At 62.6% G+C, this 22,085-nt stretch carries 21 protein-coding genes and 1 pseudogene; 15 read left to right on the top strand and 7 right to left on the bottom strand.

Going from position 1 to position 22,085, the window contains the following annotated elements; all coding sequences use genetic code 11:
- Nucleotide 1: 1 nt before the first annotated feature.
- Genes ACLV74_RS05450 through ACLV74_RS05425 form a run of 6 tightly spaced genes read right to left on the bottom strand, consistent with a single transcriptional unit; the run spans nucleotide 2 to nucleotide 6,228 of the window.
- Nucleotides 2-1,063, bottom strand: a complete 1,062-nt coding sequence (locus ACLV74_RS05450; protein WP_411878361.1) for a FecCD family ABC transporter permease — start codon at nucleotides 1,061-1,063, stop codon at nucleotides 2-4.
- Nucleotides 1,060-1,470 (bottom strand): hypothetical protein, encoded by a 411-nt coding sequence (locus ACLV74_RS05445; RefSeq protein ID WP_411878360.1) that lies wholly within the window; start codon nucleotides 1,468-1,470, stop codon nucleotides 1,060-1,062. Before ACLV74_RS05445 ends, ACLV74_RS05450 begins: the two co-directional genes overlap by 4 nt.
- The gene (locus tag ACLV74_RS05440) at nucleotides 1,467-2,393 is read right to left on the bottom strand and encodes a hemin ABC transporter substrate-binding protein (RefSeq protein WP_411878359.1); all 927 of its coding nucleotides are present in this window, start codon (nucleotides 2,391-2,393) and stop codon (nucleotides 1,467-1,469) included. The genes ACLV74_RS05445 and ACLV74_RS05440 overlap by 4 nt, the downstream gene beginning before the upstream one ends.
- 50 nt (nucleotides 2,394-2,443) lie before the next feature.
- Nucleotides 2,444-3,580, bottom strand: a complete 1,137-nt coding sequence (locus ACLV74_RS05435; protein ID WP_411878358.1) for a hemin-degrading factor — start codon at nucleotides 3,578-3,580, stop codon at nucleotides 2,444-2,446.
- Nucleotides 3,577-3,936: a hypothetical protein gene (locus ACLV74_RS05430; protein ID WP_411878357.1), complete on the bottom strand. Its 360-nt coding sequence runs from the start codon at nucleotides 3,934-3,936 to the stop codon at nucleotides 3,577-3,579. Before ACLV74_RS05430 ends, ACLV74_RS05435 begins: the two co-directional genes overlap by 4 nt.
- 33 nt (nucleotides 3,937-3,969) lie before the next feature.
- Nucleotides 3,970-6,228: a TonB-dependent hemoglobin/transferrin/lactoferrin family receptor gene (locus ACLV74_RS05425; protein WP_411878356.1), complete on the bottom strand. Its 2,259-nt coding sequence runs from the start codon at nucleotides 6,226-6,228 to the stop codon at nucleotides 3,970-3,972.
- A 374-nt stretch (nucleotides 6,229-6,602) separates the two neighbouring features.
- On the opposite strand from ACLV74_RS05425, the gene ahpC reads away from it, so the two are divergent.
- From ahpC to ACLV74_RS05355, 14 genes and pseudogenes are all read left to right on the top strand, one after another.
- Nucleotides 6,603-7,166, top strand: coding sequence for an alkyl hydroperoxide reductase subunit C (gene ahpC, locus ACLV74_RS05420; protein ID WP_411878355.1), 564 nt, complete (start codon nucleotides 6,603-6,605; stop codon nucleotides 7,164-7,166).
- Nucleotides 7,167-7,268: 102 nt separating this feature from the next.
- The gene (gene ahpF, locus ACLV74_RS05415) at nucleotides 7,269-8,837 is read left to right on the top strand and encodes an alkyl hydroperoxide reductase subunit F (RefSeq protein ID WP_411878354.1); all 1,569 of its coding nucleotides are present in this window, start codon (nucleotides 7,269-7,271) and stop codon (nucleotides 8,835-8,837) included.
- 298 nt (nucleotides 8,838-9,135) lie between these two features.
- Nucleotides 9,136-11,265 (top strand): annotated as a pseudogene (locus tag ACLV74_RS05410) (TonB-dependent siderophore receptor).
- A 20-nt stretch (nucleotides 11,266-11,285) separates the two neighbouring features.
- Nucleotides 11,286-12,455, top strand: coding sequence for a PepSY-associated TM helix domain-containing protein (locus tag ACLV74_RS05405; RefSeq protein WP_411878353.1), 1,170 nt, complete (start codon nucleotides 11,286-11,288; stop codon nucleotides 12,453-12,455).
- A complete protein-coding gene (locus tag ACLV74_RS05400) occupies nucleotides 12,452-12,646 on the top strand; it encodes a hypothetical protein (protein ID WP_411878352.1) in 195 nt (64 codons plus the stop codon). Before ACLV74_RS05405 ends, ACLV74_RS05400 begins: the two co-directional genes overlap by 4 nt.
- Before the next feature lie 200 nt (nucleotides 12,647-12,846).
- Complete coding sequence (locus ACLV74_RS05395) at nucleotides 12,847-13,620, top strand: ferredoxin--NADP reductase (RefSeq protein ID WP_411878351.1); 774 nt, start codon at nucleotides 12,847-12,849, stop codon at nucleotides 13,618-13,620.
- A gap of 134 nt (nucleotides 13,621-13,754) precedes the next feature.
- Nucleotides 13,755-14,231, top strand: a complete 477-nt coding sequence (gene bfr / locus ACLV74_RS05390; RefSeq protein ID WP_411878350.1) for a bacterioferritin — start codon at nucleotides 13,755-13,757, stop codon at nucleotides 14,229-14,231.
- A 435-nt stretch (nucleotides 14,232-14,666) separates the two neighbouring features.
- Nucleotides 14,667-16,859: a TonB-dependent receptor gene (locus ACLV74_RS05385; protein WP_411878349.1), complete on the top strand. Its 2,193-nt coding sequence runs from the start codon at nucleotides 14,667-14,669 to the stop codon at nucleotides 16,857-16,859.
- Nucleotides 16,860-16,949: 90 nt separating this feature from the next.
- Nucleotides 16,950-17,657, top strand: a complete 708-nt coding sequence (locus ACLV74_RS05380) for a Fe2+-dependent dioxygenase (protein ID WP_411878348.1) — start codon at nucleotides 16,950-16,952, stop codon at nucleotides 17,655-17,657.
- A gap of 269 nt (nucleotides 17,658-17,926) precedes the next feature.
- Nucleotides 17,927-18,172 (top strand): bacterioferritin-associated ferredoxin, encoded by a 246-nt coding sequence (locus ACLV74_RS05375; protein WP_411878347.1) that lies wholly within the window; start codon nucleotides 17,927-17,929, stop codon nucleotides 18,170-18,172.
- Nucleotides 18,173-18,303: 131 nt separating this feature from the next.
- Nucleotides 18,304-19,002, top strand: a complete 699-nt coding sequence (locus ACLV74_RS05370; RefSeq protein ID WP_411878346.1) for an energy transducer TonB — start codon at nucleotides 18,304-18,306, stop codon at nucleotides 19,000-19,002.
- A gap of 32 nt (nucleotides 19,003-19,034) precedes the next feature.
- Complete coding sequence (locus ACLV74_RS05365; protein ID WP_411878345.1) at nucleotides 19,035-19,748, top strand: MotA/TolQ/ExbB proton channel family protein; 714 nt, start codon at nucleotides 19,035-19,037, stop codon at nucleotides 19,746-19,748.
- A gap of 69 nt (nucleotides 19,749-19,817) precedes the next feature.
- Complete coding sequence (locus ACLV74_RS05360) at nucleotides 19,818-20,228, top strand: ExbD/TolR family protein (protein WP_411878344.1); 411 nt, start codon at nucleotides 19,818-19,820, stop codon at nucleotides 20,226-20,228.
- 136 nt (nucleotides 20,229-20,364) lie between these two features.
- Nucleotides 20,365-20,577, top strand: a complete 213-nt coding sequence (locus ACLV74_RS05355) for a hemin uptake protein HemP (protein ID WP_411878343.1) — start codon at nucleotides 20,365-20,367, stop codon at nucleotides 20,575-20,577.
- Nucleotides 20,578-20,770: 193 nt separating this feature from the next.
- Here ACLV74_RS05355 and ACLV74_RS05350 read toward each other — a convergent pair whose 3' ends face one another.
- Nucleotides 20,771-21,178, bottom strand: a complete 408-nt coding sequence (locus ACLV74_RS05350; protein ID WP_411878342.1) for a GlcG/HbpS family heme-binding protein — start codon at nucleotides 21,176-21,178, stop codon at nucleotides 20,771-20,773.
- A gap of 191 nt (nucleotides 21,179-21,369) precedes the next feature.
- Here ACLV74_RS05350 and ACLV74_RS05345 point away from each other — a divergent pair, with 191 nt between their 5' ends.
- Nucleotides 21,370-22,059, top strand: coding sequence for a Bax inhibitor-1/YccA family protein (locus ACLV74_RS05345; protein WP_411878341.1), 690 nt, complete (start codon nucleotides 21,370-21,372; stop codon nucleotides 22,057-22,059).
- The last annotated feature ends 26 nt before the right edge of the window (nucleotides 22,060-22,085 follow it).

Raw genomic sequence — 22,085 nt, 5'->3', positions numbered from 1 at the left:
GTCAGAGCCGATTTTTGAAATGGCGCAGCAGCAGCAAAAAGAAGGGCACGCCGACAAAGGCCGTCAGCACGCCCAGCGGCAGCTCGGCGGGTTTGACCATGGTCCGGGCCACGCTGTCGGCGGCCAGCACCAGGGCCGCGCCCAGTAGCGCCGAGCCCGGCAGCACGATGCGATGGTTGGGTCCGGCCACCAGGCGCACGCAGTGCGGCGCCACCAGGCCGATAAAACCGATGATGCCGGTGGTGGCCGTGACGGCCCCCACGGCCAGCGCCGTCACCAGCACGGCAAAACGCTTGACGCGCTCGACCGGCACGCCCAGCAAGGCCGCTTGCGTCTCGCCCAGCGCGATGGCATTGAGCGGCCTGGCCAGGGTCAGGCCCGCGCCCAGCGCGGCCAGCACGATGGAAAACACCAGTGCCACGGCGCTCCAGCGCGCGCCGCCCAGGCTGCCGAGCAGCCAGAACTGGATGTTGCGCAGTTGCTCGTCGGTGGCCAGAAAGGTCAGGTAGCCCAGGCCCGCGCCGGCCAGTGCATTGACGGCAACGCCGGCCAGCAGCATGATGCCGACCCGCGTCGTGCCGTCCTGCTGCGACAGCGCATACACCAGCACCGTCACGAACAGGCTGCCCAGGAAGGCCATGAGCACCAGCGTCCAGCTGCCCAGCGTGCGCGGCATGTCGGGAAACCACATACTGCCCAGCACGATGGTCATGCCGGCGGCCAGCGCGGCGCCGCTGCTGACGCCGATCAGGCCGGGGTCAGCAAGGGGGTTGCGGAACAGGCCTTGCATCAGCGCCCCCGACATGCCCAGCGCCGCGCCGGCGGCCACGCCCAGCAGCAGCCGCGGCAGGCGGATGTTCATGAAGACCAGGTGCTCGGGTGAAGGCTGGCCGCTGCCGCCCAGCATGTCGAGCAGCACTTGCCAGAGCTGCGACGGGCTGATGGCATAGGCGCCGCGCGCGCTGCCGATGACAAAACTCAAGGCCAGCAGCAAGACGCCCGCCCCCAGCACCAGCGGCGCCGGCCAGCGCCGGTGGTCGCCGTGCAACGCGGCGGCTTTCATGCGCTGGCCCGGCGCCTGGCGACGTGCGGGGCAGACTGCACCAGCAACAACCGGTTGCCTTCGCAGTCGCTGACGCCCCATTCGGTGCCCCAGTCCTGCTCCACCAGCGCGTGCATCGCCTGGCCGGGCGCGGACTGCAGGGACATGTGCCACTGCCCGATGTTGTCGACCAGCAGGCGGCAGGCAAAGTGCTGCGGCGCCATGTCGGCGCGGCGCTGCCAGAGTTGCACCGTCACCGATTCACGCGTGAGCACGGCGATGACGCCGGGCACGCTGTGCTGGACGGCAAAGCCCCATTGGTCGCGGTAAAAAGCCGTCACCTGGCGCAGGTCGGCGCAGTGCAGCACGGCCGGCGTGCGCGCGCAGAGGACTTCGGTCATGGCGGCTTTCATGGGTGTGTCGCTCATGCGCCCGCTTTCAGGCTGGCCTGGTGCAACTCGGCCACCGCCTGCGGCAGGCGCGGGCCGAAGCCGATCAGGTAGAGCGCGTCGAGCGCCACCAGTGCGCGGCGTTTGTAGGCAGGCGTGAGCTCCAGGCCAGGGCGCTGCCAGAATTTCTCCAGCCCGCCGCTGGCTTCGACGCCCTGCGTGGTCGTCACGATCACGTCGGGCGCCGCCGTCACCAGGGCCTCCGGCGTCATGGCGCGGTAGCCGGCGAAATTGCTGCTGCCGCCGGGCGTGATCAAGGCATTGTCCAACCCCGCGAAAGTGAACATCGCCTGCGCGGCGGTCTTCTCGCCGGCAACTTGCGGCGAGCCGGAATGCGTGAGGATGAACACGGCGCGCGGCTTGCGGCCGGTCTTGCGGGCCACCGCGGCCAGCACCTCGGCCCATTGGGCATCGAGTTTGGCCTGCAGGGCGGCGGCTTGCGCGACGCGCGAGGTGGCGCGGCCGACGGCGGCGACCTTGCGCTGCACCTCGCCCCAGGTGTGGTCGGCCTCGACCAGTTCGACCTTGACGCCGGCGGTGCGCAACTGGTCCATCACCACGCCAGGACCGGCCTCGGTGGTGCCGATCACGGCATCGGGCTTGAGCGACAGGAGCCCTTCGGCGGAGAGCGCGCGCATATAGCCGACCTTGGGCGTTTGCAGCGCTGCGGCCGGAAAGAGGCTGGTGGTGTCGGTGCCGACCAGCTGCTTTTCAGCGCCCAGCGCGTAGACGATTTCCGTGGTCGCACCGCTCACCGAGACGATGCGCGGCATCTTCGCCGGCGCCTGGGCCAGCGCTGCAGTCGCAGGCAGGCCGCAAACGCTGGAGACGGCGGTCACCGCCGGCAGTGAAAAATACCGCAAGGCGTCGCGCCGGCGGAGTTGAAGTGGAGGTGTTTTCATGGTGGCCCTTAGGTGGGGAAATGCCGCGAAGAAGCGCTGTCATGCAGCGCTCATGCAGCTTCCTTGAGCCGGGGCAGCCGCGCCACGATGTCGCGCCAGGGCTGCAGTTCAGGGTTGCCGGGTTTGCGCGCGCCGAAGAACATCGCCATCAGTTCGCCCGCGCCGTCAAACACCTCGACCGAAGTGACCACGCCGTCGGACGTTGGCTTCTCGACGATCCAGGCGCTCTTGATCAGGTCTTCGCGCAGGTGCAGATTGAAGCCCGCATCCAGCACGTTGATCCACTGCGCGGTAGGCGTGACCATGGGTTCGATGCGCTTGACCGGCCCGGTGTGGATCTGGATGCAGCCCAGGCTGCCCACGAACACCATGATGGACGTGCCGTCGATCGATGCCTCATCAAGCAGCTTGCGGACGACGGTCAGGTCGGCTTTCTGGGTGAAGCGGCCTTCGACCAGGCGGAAGGCCTGCTGGCGCTCCGCGCCGGCCTTGCCGATCAGGCCGAAAAATTCGTGCGTGTCCTTCATCTCGCTCCAGCCCTGGGCCAGTGCGGCAGCGTCGATGTCCGCGTCGGGCTTGGGCGCGGCCTTGGGGTCGGCCGGCGTAAAGGTGTAAGCCTTGCCGGCGTCGCTGAACTGGTTGGCGACATCGCGGAAGGCTTCGCGATCGGTCTCGGGCCGTGCAAACACCTTGTGCACGGCCACGCCGTGCGCATCAAAGAACTGCAGGCTTTCCGACGCCGGGTTCTTCGGGTCGTTGGCCGGTTCAAAGACGTAAAAGCCGGCATGCCAGCGGCTGAAGAAAATTCGCAGGTCGATTTCCTCGCCCAACGCCAGGCCCATATGGCCCTGTGCCGTGATATTGCGGTAGACACCGGTTTTTTCGTGCACGGTGGATTCATTGCGCGTAAGCGCCATGACGGGACCGCACAGTTCCAGCGCCTGCAGGATTTCGACCCAGGGGCCTTTGAGCGGTGTGGCCTTGAGGGACAACTCGTGCGCGCCGGCGTGGGCCGCGATAGCCTGGCCTTCGGTGACGCCTATGCTTTCGGCGGCATCTTTCGCGCGCTTGCCGCTGCTGCGCGCGGCGGCGAAGCTCTCGCGCAGCGCGGCAGGGTTCAGGGAAGCACTGGCCGTTGCCTGGTTTGCGGTATCGGGCCGCGTCTGGGTTGGAAGGACTGCGCTCATTGAAGGGTCTCCGGTGTTGTGTGCCAAAGCACGCGATGGGTATCAGAATGGTCCGCAGGCAAAAGCCCCTGCTGTGGCTGCTCAGGGCCCGGCTGCAGCAGCCGCACCCACAAGGGGTGCAGGTTGGCGGCAATGGCCCTGAAATTCGGCGGTGCGCCGGGATGGCGCGACAGCATGAACAGGTTGGCGATGATTTTTTTGGCCAGCAAGGCACGCTGCCCGTCGCAGCAGGCCTGGGCATGGCCGGTCATCAGGGCCAGCGTCCCGGCCAGCAGGGCTTCCGCCGGGGGCAGGCCCTGCGCGTCGGCCGCGCCGGCGTCGCCGTCGTTGACACCGTGGTCGGGGAACTGGCTCATGCGCTTTCCTTTTTCAAAGAAGTCACGACAGCATCAGAAATCGGCGACCAGCGAGACGTTGAAATAACGGCCCGGCTGGCTGTAGGCATCGCGGAAGGAGGAGTTGGCCGCCACACCCCGCACATCCGACCAGTTCCAGTACTTCTTGTCCGTCAGGTTGATGATCCCGGCGTTCACGCGCAGGGTCTTGCTGATGCGCCACTGGCCGGTCAGGTCCAGCGTGGTCGCGGACGGCACGGCGAATTGCGGGGAAGCCACGGGAACGGCCGGCGGCGATGCGGCAATGGTCTGCGCGCTGATGTCGCTGAACTTTTTGGCGGAATGGTGGCTGGCATCCAGGCGCACGTCCCAGGCCGCGGTTTCATACTTCACACCGACGACGAGCTTGGACGGGTCTATCGTGTCCAGCGGCTTGCCGGTGTTCTTCACGGTGCCGCGGGTGTACCCATACGCAAACGGCGTGCTGAGCTGGCCGTTGCCGACCTTGCCCCAGTTCATCGCTCCCTTGATCTCAAAACCGCTGATGGTGGCGTTGTCGATGTTGATCGACTGGATCACGGCGGGGTTGGCCGGATTGCCGAAGGCGCCGCTGACCGTGGCGCCGTCCTGGATCAGGTCTTTGAAGCGGCCATAGAAGACGGCCGTGTCGAAGCTCAGCTGGTCCAGCCGCCCGCGAACGCCGAATTCGACATTACGGCTCTTTTCAGGCTTGAGGTTGGGGTTGGGCACGGTGCGGTAGCCGCCGGCAAGGTTCTGGAAAAAGCCGTTGACCTGGCCGGCATTGGGGGCGCGGAAACCGCTGGCGTAGTTGCCGAACACGCTCCACTGCGGCGAGGCGCGGTAGATCACGCCGACCTTGGGTGACACGGCCGAGCCCGACAGCGACACGGCGGGCACCGGGAAGCCGGCCTGCGCCGCGTCGATCTTGAAGCTGTCCGCACGCACGCCGGGCGTCACACTCCAGTCGCCCATGATGAATTCGTCCTGCACGTACAACGCCGTGGAACTTTCCCTGGTGTCGGGAAAGCGTTTGAGCGGGAAGGTTTCGCCCGCGGGCGGCACCAGGCCGGTCTGCAGGTTTTCGATGTCCGCACTGATGTAATCCAGGCCGTAGGTGATCTTCTGCGCCGAATTGCCGCTCATGCGGACGGTCTTGTCGGCCTGGATGCTGGCCTGCAGCGTGCGCTCGCTGTAGGTCGTATCGCGCACGCGTTCCTGCGGCAGGGCCGTGCGCCGCTCATAGGTGTAGTCGTTGGACTTCGCATCCTGGTAGCTGAGCACGGTCTGGATGTTGTCGGTCAACATGGTGTCCACCTTGTACTTCGCGTCCCAGGTCAGGCGGTCACGGTCCATCTTTCCGGTCGAGTACGAATCGAGCACCGTGGCCGAACGCGCGGTGAGCAGGTTGTATTCGTTCTTCTTGTCGACGTGCTCGAAGGTGATGACGTGTTTTTGCGAAGAGGTCGGGTTGAGCACGACTTTGGCCAGCAAAGAGTTGGCCTTGTCCGTTTGCGGGTTCGGTTCCGTCCGGGTAAGGCCGGTGCCGCCGGTTTCACCTTTGTTTTTCAGCTCCTTGCCGCTGCTGGTGGCTACGCTCAGCTGCCAGGCCAGCGCTTCATTGGCACGGCCGGCAATGGTGCCGCTGACTGCGGTTTCGCTGTTGTCGCCGCTGTAGCCGATGGATGCGCGGCCACCCAGCGACTTGCCGTCTTTGAGGTAATCATCCGGCTCGTTGGTGATGAAGTTGACCAGGCCGGCAATGCCGTCGGAGCCATACAGCGCGGAGGCCGGGCCCTTGACGATTTCAATGCGCTTGATGAGGTCGATGGACACGCTGTCGCGCCCGAAGGAGTTGGGGGTGAAGGCGTAGCTGCGCGGAATGCGGATGCCGTCCACCATCATCAGCACGCGATTGCCTTCGAGGCCGCGGATGTTGAAGCCCGCATTGCCTTCGCGGCCGGTATCGCCTTGCGCCAGGCCGAAACGCGCAGGCGCACGGCGCACCGAAACGTTGGGAATGTTTTTGGCCGCATCGCGGATGTCCCTGATCTGCCCCTGCTCGATGTCGGCGGCATTGATCACGTCGATGGTTTGCGGAATGTCTTCGACAGACTGCTCGTTGCGCGAGCCGCTGACGACGACTTCCTTCAGGGCGGCAACCTGCACAGAGGCAGGGGCCACCGGTTGAGCGTGCGCGGCAAGGCCGGCGCTGCAGGCCATGGCGACGACAAGGGAGATTTCGCGCAGCGCGAAACGGGAATCGAGACGGGAATGAGGATGGATGGAGGTCACGTGCAAGCCCAAAAGTAGAAGGTTTGGAGGGCTTGCTGCTGCAACGGGTGAGCCTGTCGGCTCCCGGTCGCTCGTGGCTGGCTCTGGAGAGATTCGAAGTATATGCGAATTGTTCTCATTCGCAACATTTGGATGCAAATAAGCTTTTGGGATGACGTCCGCACCGGTTTCACCCTCTGCAAACCCTGCTATCCATCAGTCACGTCCTGGTCACGGCGGGCGACGAGGATGAAACCCGGATGTGGCCGGCACGCCTATCGACGCCTATTCATTGAATAGTTAATATCTATCGAACATAGATATTTATAAGAGTTATACTATCGATTCGCCGGCAAGTTTTAGCCTTTTTTCATCAACTACAGAAAGCCATCTAGATGTCCCTGATCAATACCCAAGTCCAGCCTTTCAAGACCCAAGCCTTTCTCAATGGCAAGTTCGTCGAAGTTTCAGACGAATCGCTGAAGGGCAAATGGTCGGTCCTGATCTTCATGCCGGCCGCATTCACCTTCAACTGCCCCACGGAAGTTGAAGATGCTGCCGACAACTACGCAGAATTCCAGAAGGCCGGTGCTGAGGTCTACATCGTGACCACCGACACCCATTTTTCCCACAAGGTGTGGCATGAAACCTCGCCGGCAGTCGGCAAGGCCAAGTTCCCTCTGGTGGGCGACCCGACCCACACGCTGACAAAAGCCTTTGACGTGTTCATCCCCGAAGAAGGCCTGGCATTGCGCGGCACCTTCGTGATCAACCCCGAAGGCGTCATCAAGACGGCTGAAGTGCACTCCAACGAGATCGCACGCGACGTCAAGGAAACCCTGCGCAAGCTGAAGGCAGCCCAGTACACCGCGGCCCACCCCGGCGAAGTCTGCCCTGCCAAGTGGAACGACGGCGCCAAGACGATCGCCCCGTCCATCGACCTCGTCGGCAAGATCTAAGCGCCCTGCTGCCTTCCTGACGAAGGCCCGGGCCCCGGTGCACCTGTATGTGCACCGTCCCGGGCTTTTTTGTTCCCCAATGAAATTGAAAGTGAGTCCCTCATGCTCGACGACGCAACCAAAGCCCAACTGAAAAGCTACCTCGAACGCGCCACCGCGCCCATCGAAATCGTCGCGTCACTGGACGACAGCGAAGGCTCCGGCGAAATGCTGTCATTGCTGAAGGACGTCGCAGAGGCATCGCCGCTGGTCAAGCTGACCGAAAGCCGCGACGACAGTCACCGCAAGCCTTCGTTCTCCATCAACCGCCCCAGCGAAAACCACGGCCCGCGTTTTGCCGGCCTGCCCATGGGGCATGAGTTCACTTCGCTGATCCTGGCGTTACTGCAGATCGGCGGCTACCCGCCCAAGGTCGAGCAAGCCGTGCTGGATCAAATCCGCGCGCTCGACGGCGACTTCGAGTTCGAGATCTATGTCTCGCTCACCTGCCACAACTGCCCCGACGTGGTTCAGGCGCTGAACCTGATGGCGGTGCAGAACCCGCGCATCCGCGCCACGATGATTGAAGGCGGCATGTTCCAGGACGAAATCAAGGAACGCCAGATCATGGCTGTGCCAACGGTGTTCCTCAACGGCACCGAGTTCGGCCAGGGCCGCATGAGCCTGGAAGAAATCCTCGCGAAGATCGACACCAGCGGCGTCGAACGTGAAGCGAAAAATATTGACGGCAAGGAAGCCTTCGACGTGTTGATCGTCGGTGGCGGCCCGGCCGGCGCCGCCGCGGCGGTATATGCCGCGCGCAAGGGTATACGCACCGGCGTGGCCTCGGAACGCTTCGGCGGCCAGGTGCTGGACACCATGGGCATCGAGAACTTCATCTCCATCAAGGAAACCGAAGGGCCCAAATTTGCCCACGCGCTGGAAGAGCACGTGCGCAACTACGACGTGGACATCATGAACCTGCAGCGCGCCAAGGCGTTGATCCCCAACAGCGGGCCGGACAAAAACCTGATCGAAATCCAGCTTGAAAGCGGCGCTTCGCTCAAGAGCAAGTCCATCGTGATCTCGACCGGCGCGCGCTGGCGCAACATCAACGTGCCCGGCGAGCACGAGTTCAAGAACAAAGGCGTGGCCTACTGCCCGCATTGCGACGGCCCGCTCTTCAAGGGCAAGCGGGTGGCGGTGATAGGCGGCGGCAACTCGGGTGTCGAGGCGGCCATCGACCTGGCCGGCCTCGTCGGCCATGTGACACTGATCGAGTTCGACATCGCCTTGCGCGCCGATGCCGTGTTGCAGCGCAAGCTGAACAGCCTGAAGAACGTCACGGTCATCACCAACGCGCAGACGACCGAAATCACCGGCGATCAGAAAGTCAACGGCCTGGTCTATAAAGACCGCGCGAGCGGCGAACTGAAAACCGTGGAACTCGAGGGCGTGTTCATCCAGATCGGCCTGGTGCCCAACACCGACTGGCTCAAAGGCGTCGTTGATCTGTCCAAGCACGGAGAGATCATCGTTGACGCCAAGGGGCAGACCTCGGTGCCCGGGGTGTTCGCGGCGGGCGACGTGACGACCGTGCCCTTCAAGCAGATCATCATTGCCGCCGGCGAGGGCGCGAAGGCGGCGCTCAGCGCGTTTGACTACCTGATCCGCAGTCCTGTCGCCGCGTAATGCACTGAAGCCCCAAAAGGCCGCCCTGACCGGGCGGCCTTTTTTGCGTGTCGCTCGGGAAACCCGCAGAGAAACCAGACGCCCGTAAGGGCTCTTCAGATGAGAATGGTTCTCATCAATGCTATATTGTCGCCTGCACTCTTTCGCTAGCCGAATGCCGCAAGCAGCCTCTACGCGCTGCCAGGCTTAGCAAGCCAACAACCCGCCCACCAGCCCCTGAAATTCCGCCACATGCCGTGGCTGATCGGGCTGTCGTGCGCACGCCAGTTTCCTGGCGGTCCTTCCAGGAGTTTTGACCTTGCTCACCTTGCACTTGCCGCGCGCTGGGCGCACCAGATGCCGTCCGGCCACATTCACTGTACTCACCCTGTTTGCCGCGCTTCAAGGCGTATATGCCCAGACTGCGGCTCAGACCACCGTCACTGAGACCACGCTGCGCGAAGTGCAGGTGCGCTCCGAACAGGAGAAAGAAACCGCCACCGGCCCGGTGATCGGCTACCGCGCCAAAAGAGCGTCCACCGCGACCAAGACCGACACGCTGCTCTCCGAAACGCCGCAGGCCGTCACCGTCGTCACCAACCAGCAGATGACCGACCAGGGCGCCACCAACCTGCAGGACGCCCTGGGCTATGCCGCCGGCGTGCGTTCCGACGCCTACGGGCTGGACTCGCGGACCGACTCGGTGCGCGTGCGCGGCAGCAATCCCGACAACTACCTGGACGGCCTGCGCGAGGCCTACGGCTACTACACCAGCCGCACCCGCGCCGATCCTTACACGCTGGAGCGCCTGGAGGTGCTGCGTGGCCCCTCGGGCATGCTGTTCGGCGCGGGCACGGCCGCCGGCGTGATCAACATGGTCAGCAAGAGACCGCAGGCCGAGACCCAGCGCGAAGTCGGCGTGCAGTACGGCAGCTACGGCCGCAAGCGGTTCCAGCTTGACCTGACGGGCCCGCTGACACAGGACGGCGAATGGCTGTACCGGCTGGTCGCGCTCAAACGCAACTCGGACACGCAGGTGGACTTCGTGCCCGACGACCGCAGCCTGGTCTCGCCCTCCCTGACGTGGCGGCCCAGTGCTGCCACCTCGCTGACGCTGCAGGCGCTGTGGCAGAAAGACAAGAGCGGCTCGACCTCGCAATTCTTCCCGTGGGAAGGCACCTTGCTGCCCAACCCCAACGGCCGCCTGCCGACCAGCCGCTTCATCGGCGAGCCGGGCGATTATTACAACTCCGAGCGCAAGAGCCTGGGCTGGCTGTTCGAACACAAGTTCAACGACAGCTGGACGGTGCGGCAGAACTTCCGCGTCTCCAGCAACGAGAACGACAACCGCTACCACTACGGCGACTTCTTCAGCAGCCCAGGCAGTTGGGGATCCGACCCTGTGAACAAGCGGCGCCTGGGCCGGGTCAACGACAGTTCGCTGACGCGCAGCCGCATCACCGCGCTGGACAACCACGCCGAAGGCCATTTCAGCACCGGCGCCCTGCAGCACACCTTGCTGTTCGGCGTGGACTTCGCACGAAACCGCGAGAACGTTTCATCGGGCTCGACTTACAGCGAGATCGACGCCTATGCACCCGTCTACAGCAACCTGCTGATCCCGGACCGCACCGCGCTTCCGCGGACCACGCAGCGGCAGACCGGTTTGTATGTGTAGGACCAGATCAGGCTGGACCAATGGATCGTCACGGCGGGCCTGCGCCACGACAATGCCGTCGCGGGCGCCGATGGCAGTCCCGACCAGGAAAGCACGGCGACCACCAAGCGCCTGGGCCTGTTGTATGCCTTCCCTTCGGGCTGGTCGCCTTACGTGAGCTACAGCGAATCCTTCACGCCGCAAGCGGCGATCAAGGGCCAGCTGTTCAAGCCCCTGCGCGGCGAACAGTGGGAGCTGGGCCTGAAGTACGAGCCGGCTGATCGCGCACTGGCTTTCAGTGCCGCGCTCTACGACCTGCGTGAGAAGAACCAGATCGCCTCGCCGCTGCCCGATGTCTATACCCAGGTCGGCGCCACGCGCACCAAGGGACTCGAACTGGAAGTCAAGGGCCCCCTCACGCCCAACCTGGAACTGGTCGCGCACTACAACTACACAGAGCTGGACAAGCAGCTCGAAGGCCTGCCCAGGCACCAGGCCAGCGCCTGGGCCAAGTACCGCTTCTCTATCGCCGGTGTGAACGGTTTCTCTGCCGGCGCCGGCGTGCGCTGGATGGGCGCCTTCAACGACCAGCAGGGCGGCGGCAACGGCCCGCAAATCCCCAGCGCAGCGCTGCTGGATGTGATGTTCGCCTACGACACCGCGCACTGGCGCTACGCCGTCAACATCAACAACGCGACCGACAAGACCTACTTCAGCACCTGCCTGGCACGCGGCGACTGCTGGTACGGCGCGCGGCGCAACGTGGTGGCCAGCGCCACTTATCGCTTCTAGCAATTTAAAGGGAAAACACGATGAACAGCCGCAAGGTCAAGGCCTGGACCTGGGTCCACAAATGGAGCAGCCTTATCTGCACCCTCTTCATGCTGCTGCTGTGCCTGACAGGGCTGCCGCTGATCTTTCATCACGAGATCGGCCACCTGCTGGGCACGGAAGTGGAGGCGCCCGACCTGCCCAAAGCCACGCCGCGTGCCAGCCTGGACCGCGTGATGGAAGCAGCCCAGGCATTGCACCCCGGCAAAGTGCCGATGTATGCCTCCCATGAGATCGACGACGACCGTTTCTGGTACGTCACGCTGGGCGACACGCCGACGTCGGAAGTGGGCAACAAGACCGTCGCGGTCGACGCGCGCACCGCTGGCGTGCTGGCCGAGCCGAAGTTCGACGAAGGCTTTATGTACATCATGTTCAAGCTGCACGTCGACCTGTTCGCCGGGCTGGCCGGCAAGCTTTTCCTGGGCTTCATGGGCCTCTTGCTGCTGGTGGCCATCGTCTCGGGCGTGGTGCTGTACGCGCCTTTCATGCGCAAGCTGGACTTCGGCGCCGTGCGGCAAAGCCGGCCGCGCGCCAAATGGCTGGACCTGCACAACCTGCTGGGCATCGTGACGCTGGTGTGGGCGTTCACGGTGGGCGCTACCGGCATGATCAACACCTGGGCCGACCTGCTGATCAAGTACTGGCAGTACGACCAGCTCAGCGCACTGCTGGCGCCCTACCAGGGGCAAAAGCCCCCCGAACATCTGGCTTCAGTGCAGCAGGCGGCATCGTCGGCCGCCGCGCTCGCACCGGACATGAAGATGGCTTTCATTGCCTTCCCGGGCACGGCGTTTTCCAGCCCGCACCACTACACGGTATTCCTGCGCGGCAACGAACCCTTCAACTCGCGGCTGCTCAAGCCGGTGCTGGTGGACGCCGGCACCAACGCGCTGACCGCCAGCCCGCCATTGCCCTGGTACCTCACGGCGCTGCTGGTGTCGCAGCCTCTGCATTTCGGCGACTACGGCGGCATGCCTATGCAAATCCTCTGGGCGCTGCTGGACATCGCGACCATCGTGGTACTGGGCAGCGGCCTCTATCTGTGGATCAAGCGCCGCAACCCTGCTGCTGCGGTAAAGCCCGCCGGGGACGTGAATGCACCTGATGCGCGTGCCCTTCCCCACAAAGCGCCAGGCGGTGCGGCATGAGCACGCCTGCGGGTTCCGCGTTCTGGCGCCTTTGGCGCTGGCCCCTGGTGCTGGGACTGCTGAGTGCCAGCGGCCTGCTGACAGCGCTGGTCTCCGACGGCTGGGGCGATTGGTGGGCCTGGCTGGGGCTCGGCGTGCCGGTAGCGGTGATGGCCTGGTTCGCGTGGATGCAGGACAAGATCAAGCGCTGAACGTGAGCTCATGAACCCTCGATGTGACCTTGGCGTCGGCATGGCGTCCCTGCGGCCGCGAACCATCGCTCCGCGCAGGCGATAAAATACGCCGCTGCTCACGCACGATCTGAAGGCTGAACTGAAGGAGTGCGCGGCGGGCCTCCTGCCCTCTTGCATCGTTCAAATTACTTTTCCTTCTTTTCTTCTTCTTTTTTCTCATGAGCGCCTTTAACACCGAACGCATTATTTCCGTCCACCACTGGACCGATACGCTCTTCAGCTTCACCGCCACACGCGACCCGGGCTTTCGTTTCGTGAACGGCCAGTTCACCATGATCGGCCTGCCCGTGGACGGCAAGCCGCTGATGCGCGCCTACAGCGTGGCCAGCGCCAACCATGAGGACCAGCTGGAGTTTTTCAGCATCAAGGTGGCCAACGGCCCGCTGACCTCGCGGCTGCAGCACCTGCAGCCCGGCGACGATATTCTGGTAGGCCGCAAGCCCACCGGTACGCTGTTGCTGCAAAACCTGCTGCCCGGCAAGACCCTGTGGCTGCTGGCCACCGGCACAGGCCTTGCGCCATTCCTTTCGCTGATCAAGGACCCCGACACCTATGAGCGGTTTGAGCGCGTGGTGCTGGTGCACGGCTGCCGCACCAGTGCCGAGCTGGCCTACCGCGGGCTGATCGAGCATGAACTGCACGAGCATGAGTTCCTCGGTGAACTGGTGCGCGGGCGGCTGCTGTACTACCCGACGGTGACGCGCGAGCGCTTTCGCAACGAAGGCCGTATCACCGAGCTCATGCAGTCAGGCAAACTCTACAGCGACCTGGGCCTGCCCGCGATCTCGCCGGAAAACGACCGCCTGATGCTGTGCGGCAGCCCCGACATGCTGCGCGACATCAAGGCCATGCTGGAAGCGCAGGGCCTCGAGGAAGGCAACATGCAACACGCCGGCCATTTCGTGGTGGAACGCGCCTTCGCCGAACGCTGAGCACCGGCCACACTTCAATACGAACGGTTATCACAATCACACGCAAGCAGACCGCGCTAGCAGGGGAATGCTTGAGTTGCGGTGCCGGGCCAGTGACAATGGGGCGATCCGCACTACAACGATAAGGAATTTCCATGAAAGGCGACGCACAAGTCATCGTCCACCTGCAGGCGCAGTTGAAGAACGAACTGACGGCCATCAACCAGTACTTTTTGCACTACCGCATGTACAAGCACTGGGGCCTGGACAAGCTGGCGAAGAAGGAATACGAAGAGTCCATCGGCGAAATGAAACACGCCGACAAACTCATGGACCGCATCTTCATGCTCGACGGCCTGCCCAACCTGCAGGACCTGGGCAAGCTGATGATAGGAGAGGACGTACCGGAAGCCCTGAACTGTGACCTCAAAGCCGAAACCGGCGCTCAGGCGACGATCAAGGACGGCATCGCCCACTGCGAAAGCGTGCGTGACTACGTTTCCCGGGACCTGCTACAGGAAATCCTGGACGACACCGAAGAACACATCGACTTCCTGGAAACCCAGATCGAGCTGGTTACCAAGGTTGGGTTGCAGAACTACCTGCAAAGCCAGATGGGCGAAGTCAGCTAAGCCTTTTGGTAATCCAGCCCAGGGTGAAGTACCCTGCGCGTGACACACGGGGCCTGCGGGCCCCGTTGCCGTTTTAATGCTCCTGAACATGGACTCTGGCGCTGCCGGCTTCGGGCTTGCTGCTTTTTCGCCACAGAAAACAGTTCCAACACAACCATTCTTCATCGTTCAGACACGAGATATTACGAATCATTATCATTTGATATAAACTTCGGGCGAACTTTCGCGCCAGCCAACTCGTGTCTCCTCAGGTGATTTCGGGCCAGCCAAGCTTTTTTCTGAACCCGGTCCGCCTGCTGCAAGGCCGGACCCTGCTTGGAGGCCATCTTGGCACACCCGTCCTCTCGCGCCGCGCATTCCGCGCGCAACAAAAAGTCCCGCACTGCCGGTGCCGACAGCTTCTCGCCCCTTGCCGCTCCAGTGGCAACTCCATCCATGTCGTCCGACAAAGCCCTGTTGCCGCTGGGCGCGCTGATGCTGGCGGTCTCCGTATCCGGCTGGGCGCAAAGCGTCACTCCCGCTCCTGCCGCCACGGGCACGGCGACCACACAAACCGAAGGCAAGAGTCTCGCCCCCGTGACTGTCACCGGTACCCGCGATCGCGAGAACCAGACCTACCAGAGCGGTATCACAAGCGTTGGCAAGATGCCCGTGCCGGCCAAGGATATCCCCCAGTCGCTGACGGTGGTCAATGAAAAACTGATGCACGACCAAGGCAAGGACAGCTTCAAGAGCGCCCTCGAAAACGTCATCGGCATCACCTTTGAGGCTGGCGAGGGCGGCCGGGTCGGCGACAACATCCGGTTGCGCGGCTTCAGCGCGGCCGGCGACATTTATCAGGACGGCATGCGCGACATCGCGCAGTACAACCGCGACACCTTCAACGTCGAGCGCATCGAAGTGCTGCGCGGCGCGGCTTCCATGCTGTTCGGCCGCGGCTCAACCGGCGGCGTCATCAACCAGGTCAGCAAGCAGCCTCGCCTGATCACCGAGCACGAGGTGAACGCCACCATCGGCACCAAAGGCTACCAGCGCTACCAGGGCGACTTCAACTTCAAACTGGACGATGACGCGGCATTCCGCATCAACGCCATGGCCACCGACAGCGACGGCCGCGGTGACAACGCCAGCGCCTCCACCCACCGCCGCGGCCTGGCAATGGATTACCGCTTCGGCATCGGTACCGCCAACGAATTTGAAATCAGCTATTACCACCTGCATTACAACGACAAGCCCGACTGGGGCTTTGCGTGGTTCAACAGCCGCCCGGCACCTCTGACCGAAAAATACTGGTACGGGCTGAACACCGACTTCCAGAACGACAAGGCCGACGCCGTCACCTTGAGCCATACCCACCGCTGGGCCGACGGCAGCAGCCTGAAAACCACCGTGCGTGACGGCTACTACTCGCGCACACTGCGCGCCACGCAGGCCAGTTTTGCCGCCGGCACCACTGTGGCCAACCTGAATGCGAACACCGGCGTCAGCCGCGGCGCGACCAGCGCCGGCAATGCCAAGGCGGGCAACGAGCACCATACCTTCCTGCAAACCGACTACCTCACCACCACGCAGTGGTTTGGCCGCAAAAACAGCCTGCTGATCGGCGCCGAATACGCCGTGGAAAATTCCGATCGTCTCAGCTACCCTTTCCTGACGGGGACGAAGCCGGGCACCACCGTCGGCAATCCGATCAGCACCGGTATCGGCGGCAACTACACGCAAAGGCTGGAAACGTCATTCAAGGCCACCACGCTGGGCCTGTACATGCAGGACACGATCGACCTCACCCCCTACTGGAAGCTGGTCGCCGGCCTGCGTGTCGACAACTTCAAAGCCGACTACCAGCGGCCCACAGGCGTACCCCCCAACAACGGGACGCTCGCCAGGTCCGACAGCCTGTTGAGCAAGCGCCTTGGCGTGATCTACCAGCCGACCGACGAGGTCAGCTACTACGCAGCCTACGGAACGTCGTTCAACACTTCTGGAGACCTTTATCAGTTCGACCCGAACTCGGCCAACACGGCACCCGAGAGCAGCCGCAATATGGAAATCGGCGCCAAGTGGGAACTCTTCGGCGGCGACCTGTCGCTGCGCACCGCGCTGGCTCGCACCGAGAAGTACAACGAACGCAACACCGACATCGACACGAACACCAATTCTTTCCTGTTGTCCGGAAAGCGCCATACCGACGCCCTGGAATTCGAGGTGGCTGGTCGCATCACGCCGCAGTGGGATGTCTTTGCGGGCATTGGCTTCCTGAAAGCGAAGATTGACAAGTCCGGCTCCAATGCCGCGGGTCTTGCCGAAGTCGGAGAAAATCCAGGCCTGAGCCCAAGCCGCCAGGCCAACCTGTTCACCACCTACCGCATAGGCGACAAGTGGCGCATTGGCGGCGGTTTTACCGCAGTCAGCACGAACAAGCCTGCCAACAGCGTCACAAGCACCAACCGCGCGCCGGGTTATGTCAAGGCTGATGCATTGGTGGAGTACCGCATCAATGAGGGCAACACCATCAAACTGAACATCGACAATCTGTTCGACAAGGTCTACTACAACACCCTGTACCGCGGCTTCGTCGCGCCTGGCGATGCGCGTAGCGTGCGTGTGACGCTGACCAGCAAGTTCTGATTACAAAGAGAGTTTTTTCAAGGTCTTGGGCGCCTGGGGGATACTCCGGGTGCCCATTTTTGTTTCAGCGCCTATTCCGGGAATTTCTCCATGCTGCTTCGCATTCACCAAGCACTCCAGCCAGACGAACTCGCGCAGGTCCGCAAGCTGATTCTGGGTGCCGACTGGGCCGATGGCCGCATCACGGCCGGCAGCCAGAGCGGCACCGTCAAGAACAACCTGCAGTTGCCCGAAGAACTGCCCGCAGCCCAGCAGGCACGCCACATCGTGTCTGTGGCGTTGGCCCGCAACCCGATGTTCGTCACCGGGGCGCTGCCCAAGTCCGTCTATCCGCCGCTGTTCAATCGCTATGGCGGCGACGCCAACAACTTCGGCAACCACATCGACAACGCTGTGCGCACTCACGCCGCCACGGCGCGCCATGTGCGCACCGACATTTCCTGCACACTGTTCCTGAGCGAGCCGGCCAGCTACGACGGCGGCGAGCTCGTGGTGCAGGACACCTACGGCGAGCAGCGCATCAAATTCGAGGCCGGCGACCTGGTGATGTACCCGGGCACGTCAGTGCACCGCGTCGAGCCGGTCACGCGCGGCGAGCGCCTGGCCTGCTTTTTCTGGATTGAAAGCATGGTCCGCTCCGATGACCAGCGCCGGCTGCTGTACGAGATGGACATGGCTATCACCTCGCTGCGCCAGAAAGACCTGGAACGCGCGGCGCAGGGCGCAGCCGAGGCCCCCGAGGTGGTGCGGCTGACCGGTTGTTATCACAACCTGCTGCGCATGTGGGCTGAGGTTTAGGCGCTTTAAAGCATCATCCCCTGTGGCTGGGAGGTCTTTGATACCGGAAGCCGCCGCCCCGGCGGTTTTCACCGGGCGACCGCTATGGAGTTAATAGCGCCGAATCCCCATCTGGCGGGCATAAACGGTTTACCGTATCCCAAACCGCCAGCCTGGAAGTCGATCCAGCAGTCAAGCGCGGAAAATAAGCATCTTCACCATTGCAAATGCGATAGATTCGCATTTATAATCCAGACACCGATTGAATCAATCACCAGCCAAGCCACTCCATGATCGTTTGCGTCTGCCGCCGAATCTCCGACCGCGAAATTGCCCGCCACGCCCGTGCAGGCCTGGGCTTTGACGAGATCCAGTTCGAACTCGGCGTGGCCACGCAATGCGGCCAGTGCGAAGGTTGCGCCCGCGACGTGGTCGCGCAGTGCAGCGCCAATTGCCCGACCGCCAACATCCAGCTCGCCACCCGCACAATGGAAGGCAGCCCATGGAACATCTCGCAACACTCTCCTCAACCCTGATCGCGGCCCTTCCTTTCAGCCTGATCCTGGTGATCGGCTCCGTTTGGTGGATCTTTCGCCGCTGATCCTGATCAAACTTCTGATTGAACCCGCGACCCGCGCGCGGCCATTCACCACTCTTCCATTCTTCGATGAACGCCCCTGCCTTCTCCAGCGCCCCGCGCGCCCCCGCGCCGCGCCAGCCCTTAAGCCGCAATGCCGTGATCGCCTTGGCGGTTGTGGGCCTGCATGTCGGCTTTATATGGGCGCTGCAAAGCGGCTTGCTGATGCGTGCGGCCGAAATCGTGGTTCCCGCTGAAGTCCTGGCGCAATTCATCGATCCACCCGCCCCCAAAGTCGAGCCGGTACCGCCTACTCCGCCGACGCCGACCGTGCAAAAAAAGGCCGTAGCAAAAGCACCGGTGCAACCGGCGCCGCAACCCCTGGCTATCACAGATCCAACACCGTCACCGAACGCCCCGACTGGCGTCGTCACACCGCCGCTTCCACCCGCACCGGTGGCCGTGGCCCCTGTCGCACCGCCCGCACCGCCCGCACCGGCGGCCGTGCAATTGCCCTCCAGCGACGCCGACTACCTGCAAAACCCCAAACCATCCTACCCCGTCTTAAGCAAGCGTATGAACGAGCAGGGCAAGGTGACGCACAGAGTATGGATTGGCATCGACGGCAAGCCCCAACGCGCTGAACTCGCCACCTCTAGCGGTTTTTCCCGCCTCGACAAAGCCGCCTACGACGCTGTCATGAGTTGGCGCTATGTGCCCGGCAAGCGAAATGGGGTTCCCGAAGCGATGTCCGTCCTTGTTCCCATTGACTGGACATTGAAAGACTAAACGAATTTTTTTTGAACCTGGAGTATTGATTCATGAATTCCCAATTCGGCCTTGCCAACGTCTGGAGCCAGGGCGACATCGTCACCAAGTCAGTGGCCCTGCTTCTGCTGATCATGTCGCTGTCCTCGTGGATGGTCATCATCATCAAATCGCTGGACCTGATCAAATACAAACGCATCGCGCGCGTGGCCGAAGACTTCTGGCACAGCGAGGATTTCGCAGCAGGCCTGACAAAACTCGGCGGCGACCCCACCAATCCCTTCCGCCAACTGGCCCTTGAAGGCCGTGAAGCCACACTGCACCATCGCAACACCAAGGCGCACCTGCATGACGCCCTGGATGTCAGCGACTGGGTTACGCGCACGTTGCGCAACACCATCGACGAATTCACGGGCAAGCTGCAGTCCGGCCTGGCCATACTCGCCTCGGTCGGCTCCACCGCGCCGTTCGTGGGCCTGTTTGGCACCGTGTGGGGTATCTACCATGCGTTGCTGGCGATAGGCGCAGCCGGCCAGGCGACCATCGACAAGGTGGCCGGCCCCATCGGTGAATCGCTGATCATGACGGCCTTGGGCCTGGCTGTGGCGATTCCCGCAGTGCTGGGCTACAACGCGCTGGTGCGCGGTAACAAAGGCGTGCTGCAAAAACTCAACCGTTTCGCACATGACCTGCATGCCTACTTCGTGACCGGCGCACGCGTAAGCGCCGGCGGCCAGGCCAACGTCGTTGCCATGAAAAAGGCCTGAACACCTTACCCCCATCCGGCCCCGCCGCCAGAAGTGGCGAGGCCCCTTATTCAGTGATCGAGAAGCACCATGGCCTTTGGAACCCAAGACGACAGCGACGAGGTGATGAACGAGATCAACATGACGCCCATGGTGGACATCATGCTGGTCCTGCTCATCATCTTCATCATCACGGTCCCCGTGATGAAGCACTCCGTCAATATCGACCTGCCGCGCGCCTCCAACGAAGCGCAAAACATCAAACCGGAAACGATCCGCCTGAGCGTGGACGCCGAGGGCGGCTACTTCCTCAACGAGACCAAAATCACCGATGAGGAGCTGGTCACCCAGCTCAAGACCGCGGCGACGCAGAACCCGCAGCCCGAACTGCATATTCGCGGCGACAAGTCGGTGCGCTACGAACGCGTGGCGCAGGCGATGGCGGCGGCACAGCAAGCCGGCCTGCGCAAGATCGGTTTCATCACCGAGCCCAAGAACTGATCAAAGCCTGCCCGCAGCAACGCCGGCAGGCTTTTTTCGTTGGACGTAAAAAAATACATTGCGGCCCAAATTCGCTTGACTTTCAAATGAGAATGGTTATCATTAACTCAACGAAGCCCAAACAGGTTTAATCATCATGTCCATTGCATTGCCCGCCTCCAACACTTTGAGCCTTCCCGCCCGCGCTCCCGCGCACGCAGAGACCGCTTCGAGCGGCCAGGGCAGCTCCGCTGCAAGCGTCAACAGCACCGAAATCCTGCGCGGGCAAAAGGCTGTCGAAATCAACCACAACGGCTCAACTTACCGCCTGCAGGCAACGCGTCTGGGCAAATTGATCCTGACCAAATAACGCAGGCGCCTGCTCCCTTTTCATTGAGAGTTTCATCGTGGGGCGATCCGGGGCTACAAAGCTCCCAAGATCGTTTTTAGCCAGCCATAGACTCCCCGGAGTTGTTTAGCCAGGCTTTTTTTCCAGATGCACTGCTCACGCCGACAAAAAAGCCGACCCTGTGGTCGGCTTTTTCACGCACTCGGCTGGCGGGTTAGAGACCGATGGCGGCCATGCCCGCGCGGGCTATTTGCGCATCTTCGCTTGATTTCACGCCGCTTACGCCCACAGCACCAATGCATTGCCCGTCTTTGATGATGGGCACCCCACCCTCCAGCATGCCTTGGAGGTACGGCGCCGACAGAAAGGACATACGCCCGCCGTTGATCACGTCTTCGTATACCTTGCTGTCCCGCCGGCCCATGGCGGCGGTATTGGCCTTGGCGGGCGCAAGGTGAGAAGAAATCGGCGGAGCGCCGTCCAGCCTCTGCAGATGCAACAGGTGGCCTCCGTCGTCAACGATGGCAATGGTCACTGCCCAGTTGTTCTTGGCGGCTTCTGCCTCGGCAGCGGCGGCGATGGTTTTGACGTCGGCGAATTCAAGCACTGCTTTTGATTTCATGGTCTTCAGGGTTTCCGGATTTGTTGGCAAAGATACCGAGCATACGCAAATTTGGAAGCGCCCTTCCAATCCATTGCCGTCAAATTGGCTTATAGAACCCTTACAAAAAGTAGGGGGTGAGGGCTGGAAAAACAGCAATGCACCCTAAAATAATCTTGCCTGCATTTGCTGGCGCCCTGGAGACGATTCTCATGACTGACAATGTTCAAACCCTCGACTATGGCGTTGCCACAAGCGTCGAGCAACGCAACAAGGTCCTGCGCAACACCTATTGGTTGCTGGCCCTGAGCCTGCTGCCCACCGTATTGGGTGCCTGGCTGGGCGTGGCGACGGGCATCACCCGCTCACTGTCAGGCGGATTGGGCCTGATCGTGTTCCTCGGCGGTGCATTCGGCTTCATTTTTGCCATTGAGAAGACCAAAAACTCGGCCGCTGGCGTTCCCGTGCTGCTGGGCTTCACCTTCTTCATGGGCCTGATGCTCTCGCGCATGATCGCCGCGGTGCTGGGCTTCAGCAATGGCGCATCGCTGGTCATGACGGCTTTTGCCGGTACGGCAGGCGTCATGTTCGTGATGGCCAGCCTGGCCACGGTCATCAAGCGCGACCTGAGCGGCATGAGCAAATGGCTGTTCGCCGGCGCCCTGGTCATCATGGTGGCGGCTGTCATCAATGTGTTTGTCGGCTCCACCATGTTGATGGCGGTGGTCAGCACGCTGGCGATCGCGGTGTTCAGCGCCTACCTGCTGTATGACCTCAAGCAGGTGATCGACGGCGGCGAAACCAATTACATCAGCGCCACCCTGGCCATCTACCTGGACCTGTTCAACATCTTCCAGAGCCTGCTGGCCCTGCTCGGTATCTTTGGCGGCGAAAGAGACTGAGCGTTCGCGCTCACCAAAAAGGAGCC

This window comes from Polaromonas sp. YR568 (assembly GCF_943369415.1).
Classification (GTDB): Bacteria; Pseudomonadota; Gammaproteobacteria; order Burkholderiales; family Burkholderiaceae_C; genus Polaromonas.
This window is presented reverse-complemented; position numbering and strand designations above follow the sequence as displayed.

What these genes read in the sequence shown, in the direction of transcription:
- ACLV74_RS05450 (WP_411878361.1), bottom strand. Translation starts at nt 1,063, where the DNA reads ATGAAAGCCGCCGCGTTGCACGGCGACCACCGGCGCTGGCCGGCGCCG.
- ACLV74_RS05445 (WP_411878360.1), bottom strand. Translation starts at nt 1,470, where the DNA reads ATGAGCGACACACCCATGAAAGCCGCCATGACCGAAGTCCTCTGCGCG.
- ACLV74_RS05440 (WP_411878359.1), bottom strand. Translation starts at nt 2,393, where the DNA reads ATGAAAACACCTCCACTTCAACTCCGCCGGCGCGACGCCTTGCGGTAT.
- ACLV74_RS05435 (WP_411878358.1), bottom strand. Translation starts at nt 3,580, where the DNA reads ATGAGCGCAGTCCTTCCAACCCAGACGCGGCCCGATACCGCAAACCAG.
- ACLV74_RS05430 (WP_411878357.1), bottom strand. Translation starts at nt 3,936, where the DNA reads ATGAGCCAGTTCCCCGACCACGGTGTCAACGACGGCGACGCCGGCGCG.
- ahpC (WP_411878355.1), top strand. Translation starts at nt 6,603, where the DNA reads ATGTCCCTGATCAATACCCAAGTCCAGCCTTTCAAGACCCAAGCCTTT.
- ahpF (WP_411878354.1), top strand. Translation starts at nt 7,269, where the DNA reads ATGCTCGACGACGCAACCAAAGCCCAACTGAAAAGCTACCTCGAACGC.
- ACLV74_RS05405 (WP_411878353.1), top strand. Translation starts at nt 11,286, where the DNA reads ATGAACAGCCGCAAGGTCAAGGCCTGGACCTGGGTCCACAAATGGAGC.
- ACLV74_RS05400 (WP_411878352.1), top strand. Translation starts at nt 12,452, where the DNA reads ATGAGCACGCCTGCGGGTTCCGCGTTCTGGCGCCTTTGGCGCTGGCCC.
- ACLV74_RS05395 (WP_411878351.1), top strand. Translation starts at nt 12,847, where the DNA reads ATGAGCGCCTTTAACACCGAACGCATTATTTCCGTCCACCACTGGACC.
- bfr (WP_411878350.1), top strand. Translation starts at nt 13,755, where the DNA reads ATGAAAGGCGACGCACAAGTCATCGTCCACCTGCAGGCGCAGTTGAAG.
- ACLV74_RS05385 (WP_411878349.1), top strand. Translation starts at nt 14,667, where the DNA reads ATGTCGTCCGACAAAGCCCTGTTGCCGCTGGGCGCGCTGATGCTGGCG.
- ACLV74_RS05380 (WP_411878348.1), top strand. Translation starts at nt 16,950, where the DNA reads ATGCTGCTTCGCATTCACCAAGCACTCCAGCCAGACGAACTCGCGCAG.
- ACLV74_RS05375 (WP_411878347.1), top strand. Translation starts at nt 17,927, where the DNA reads ATGATCGTTTGCGTCTGCCGCCGAATCTCCGACCGCGAAATTGCCCGC.
- ACLV74_RS05370 (WP_411878346.1), top strand. Translation starts at nt 18,304, where the DNA reads ATGAACGCCCCTGCCTTCTCCAGCGCCCCGCGCGCCCCCGCGCCGCGC.
- ACLV74_RS05365 (WP_411878345.1), top strand. Translation starts at nt 19,035, where the DNA reads ATGAATTCCCAATTCGGCCTTGCCAACGTCTGGAGCCAGGGCGACATC.
- ACLV74_RS05360 (WP_411878344.1), top strand. Translation starts at nt 19,818, where the DNA reads ATGGCCTTTGGAACCCAAGACGACAGCGACGAGGTGATGAACGAGATC.
- ACLV74_RS05355 (WP_411878343.1), top strand. Translation starts at nt 20,365, where the DNA reads ATGTCCATTGCATTGCCCGCCTCCAACACTTTGAGCCTTCCCGCCCGC.
- ACLV74_RS05350 (WP_411878342.1), bottom strand. Translation starts at nt 21,178, where the DNA reads ATGAAATCAAAAGCAGTGCTTGAATTCGCCGACGTCAAAACCATCGCC.
- ACLV74_RS05345 (WP_411878341.1), top strand. Translation starts at nt 21,370, where the DNA reads ATGACTGACAATGTTCAAACCCTCGACTATGGCGTTGCCACAAGCGTC.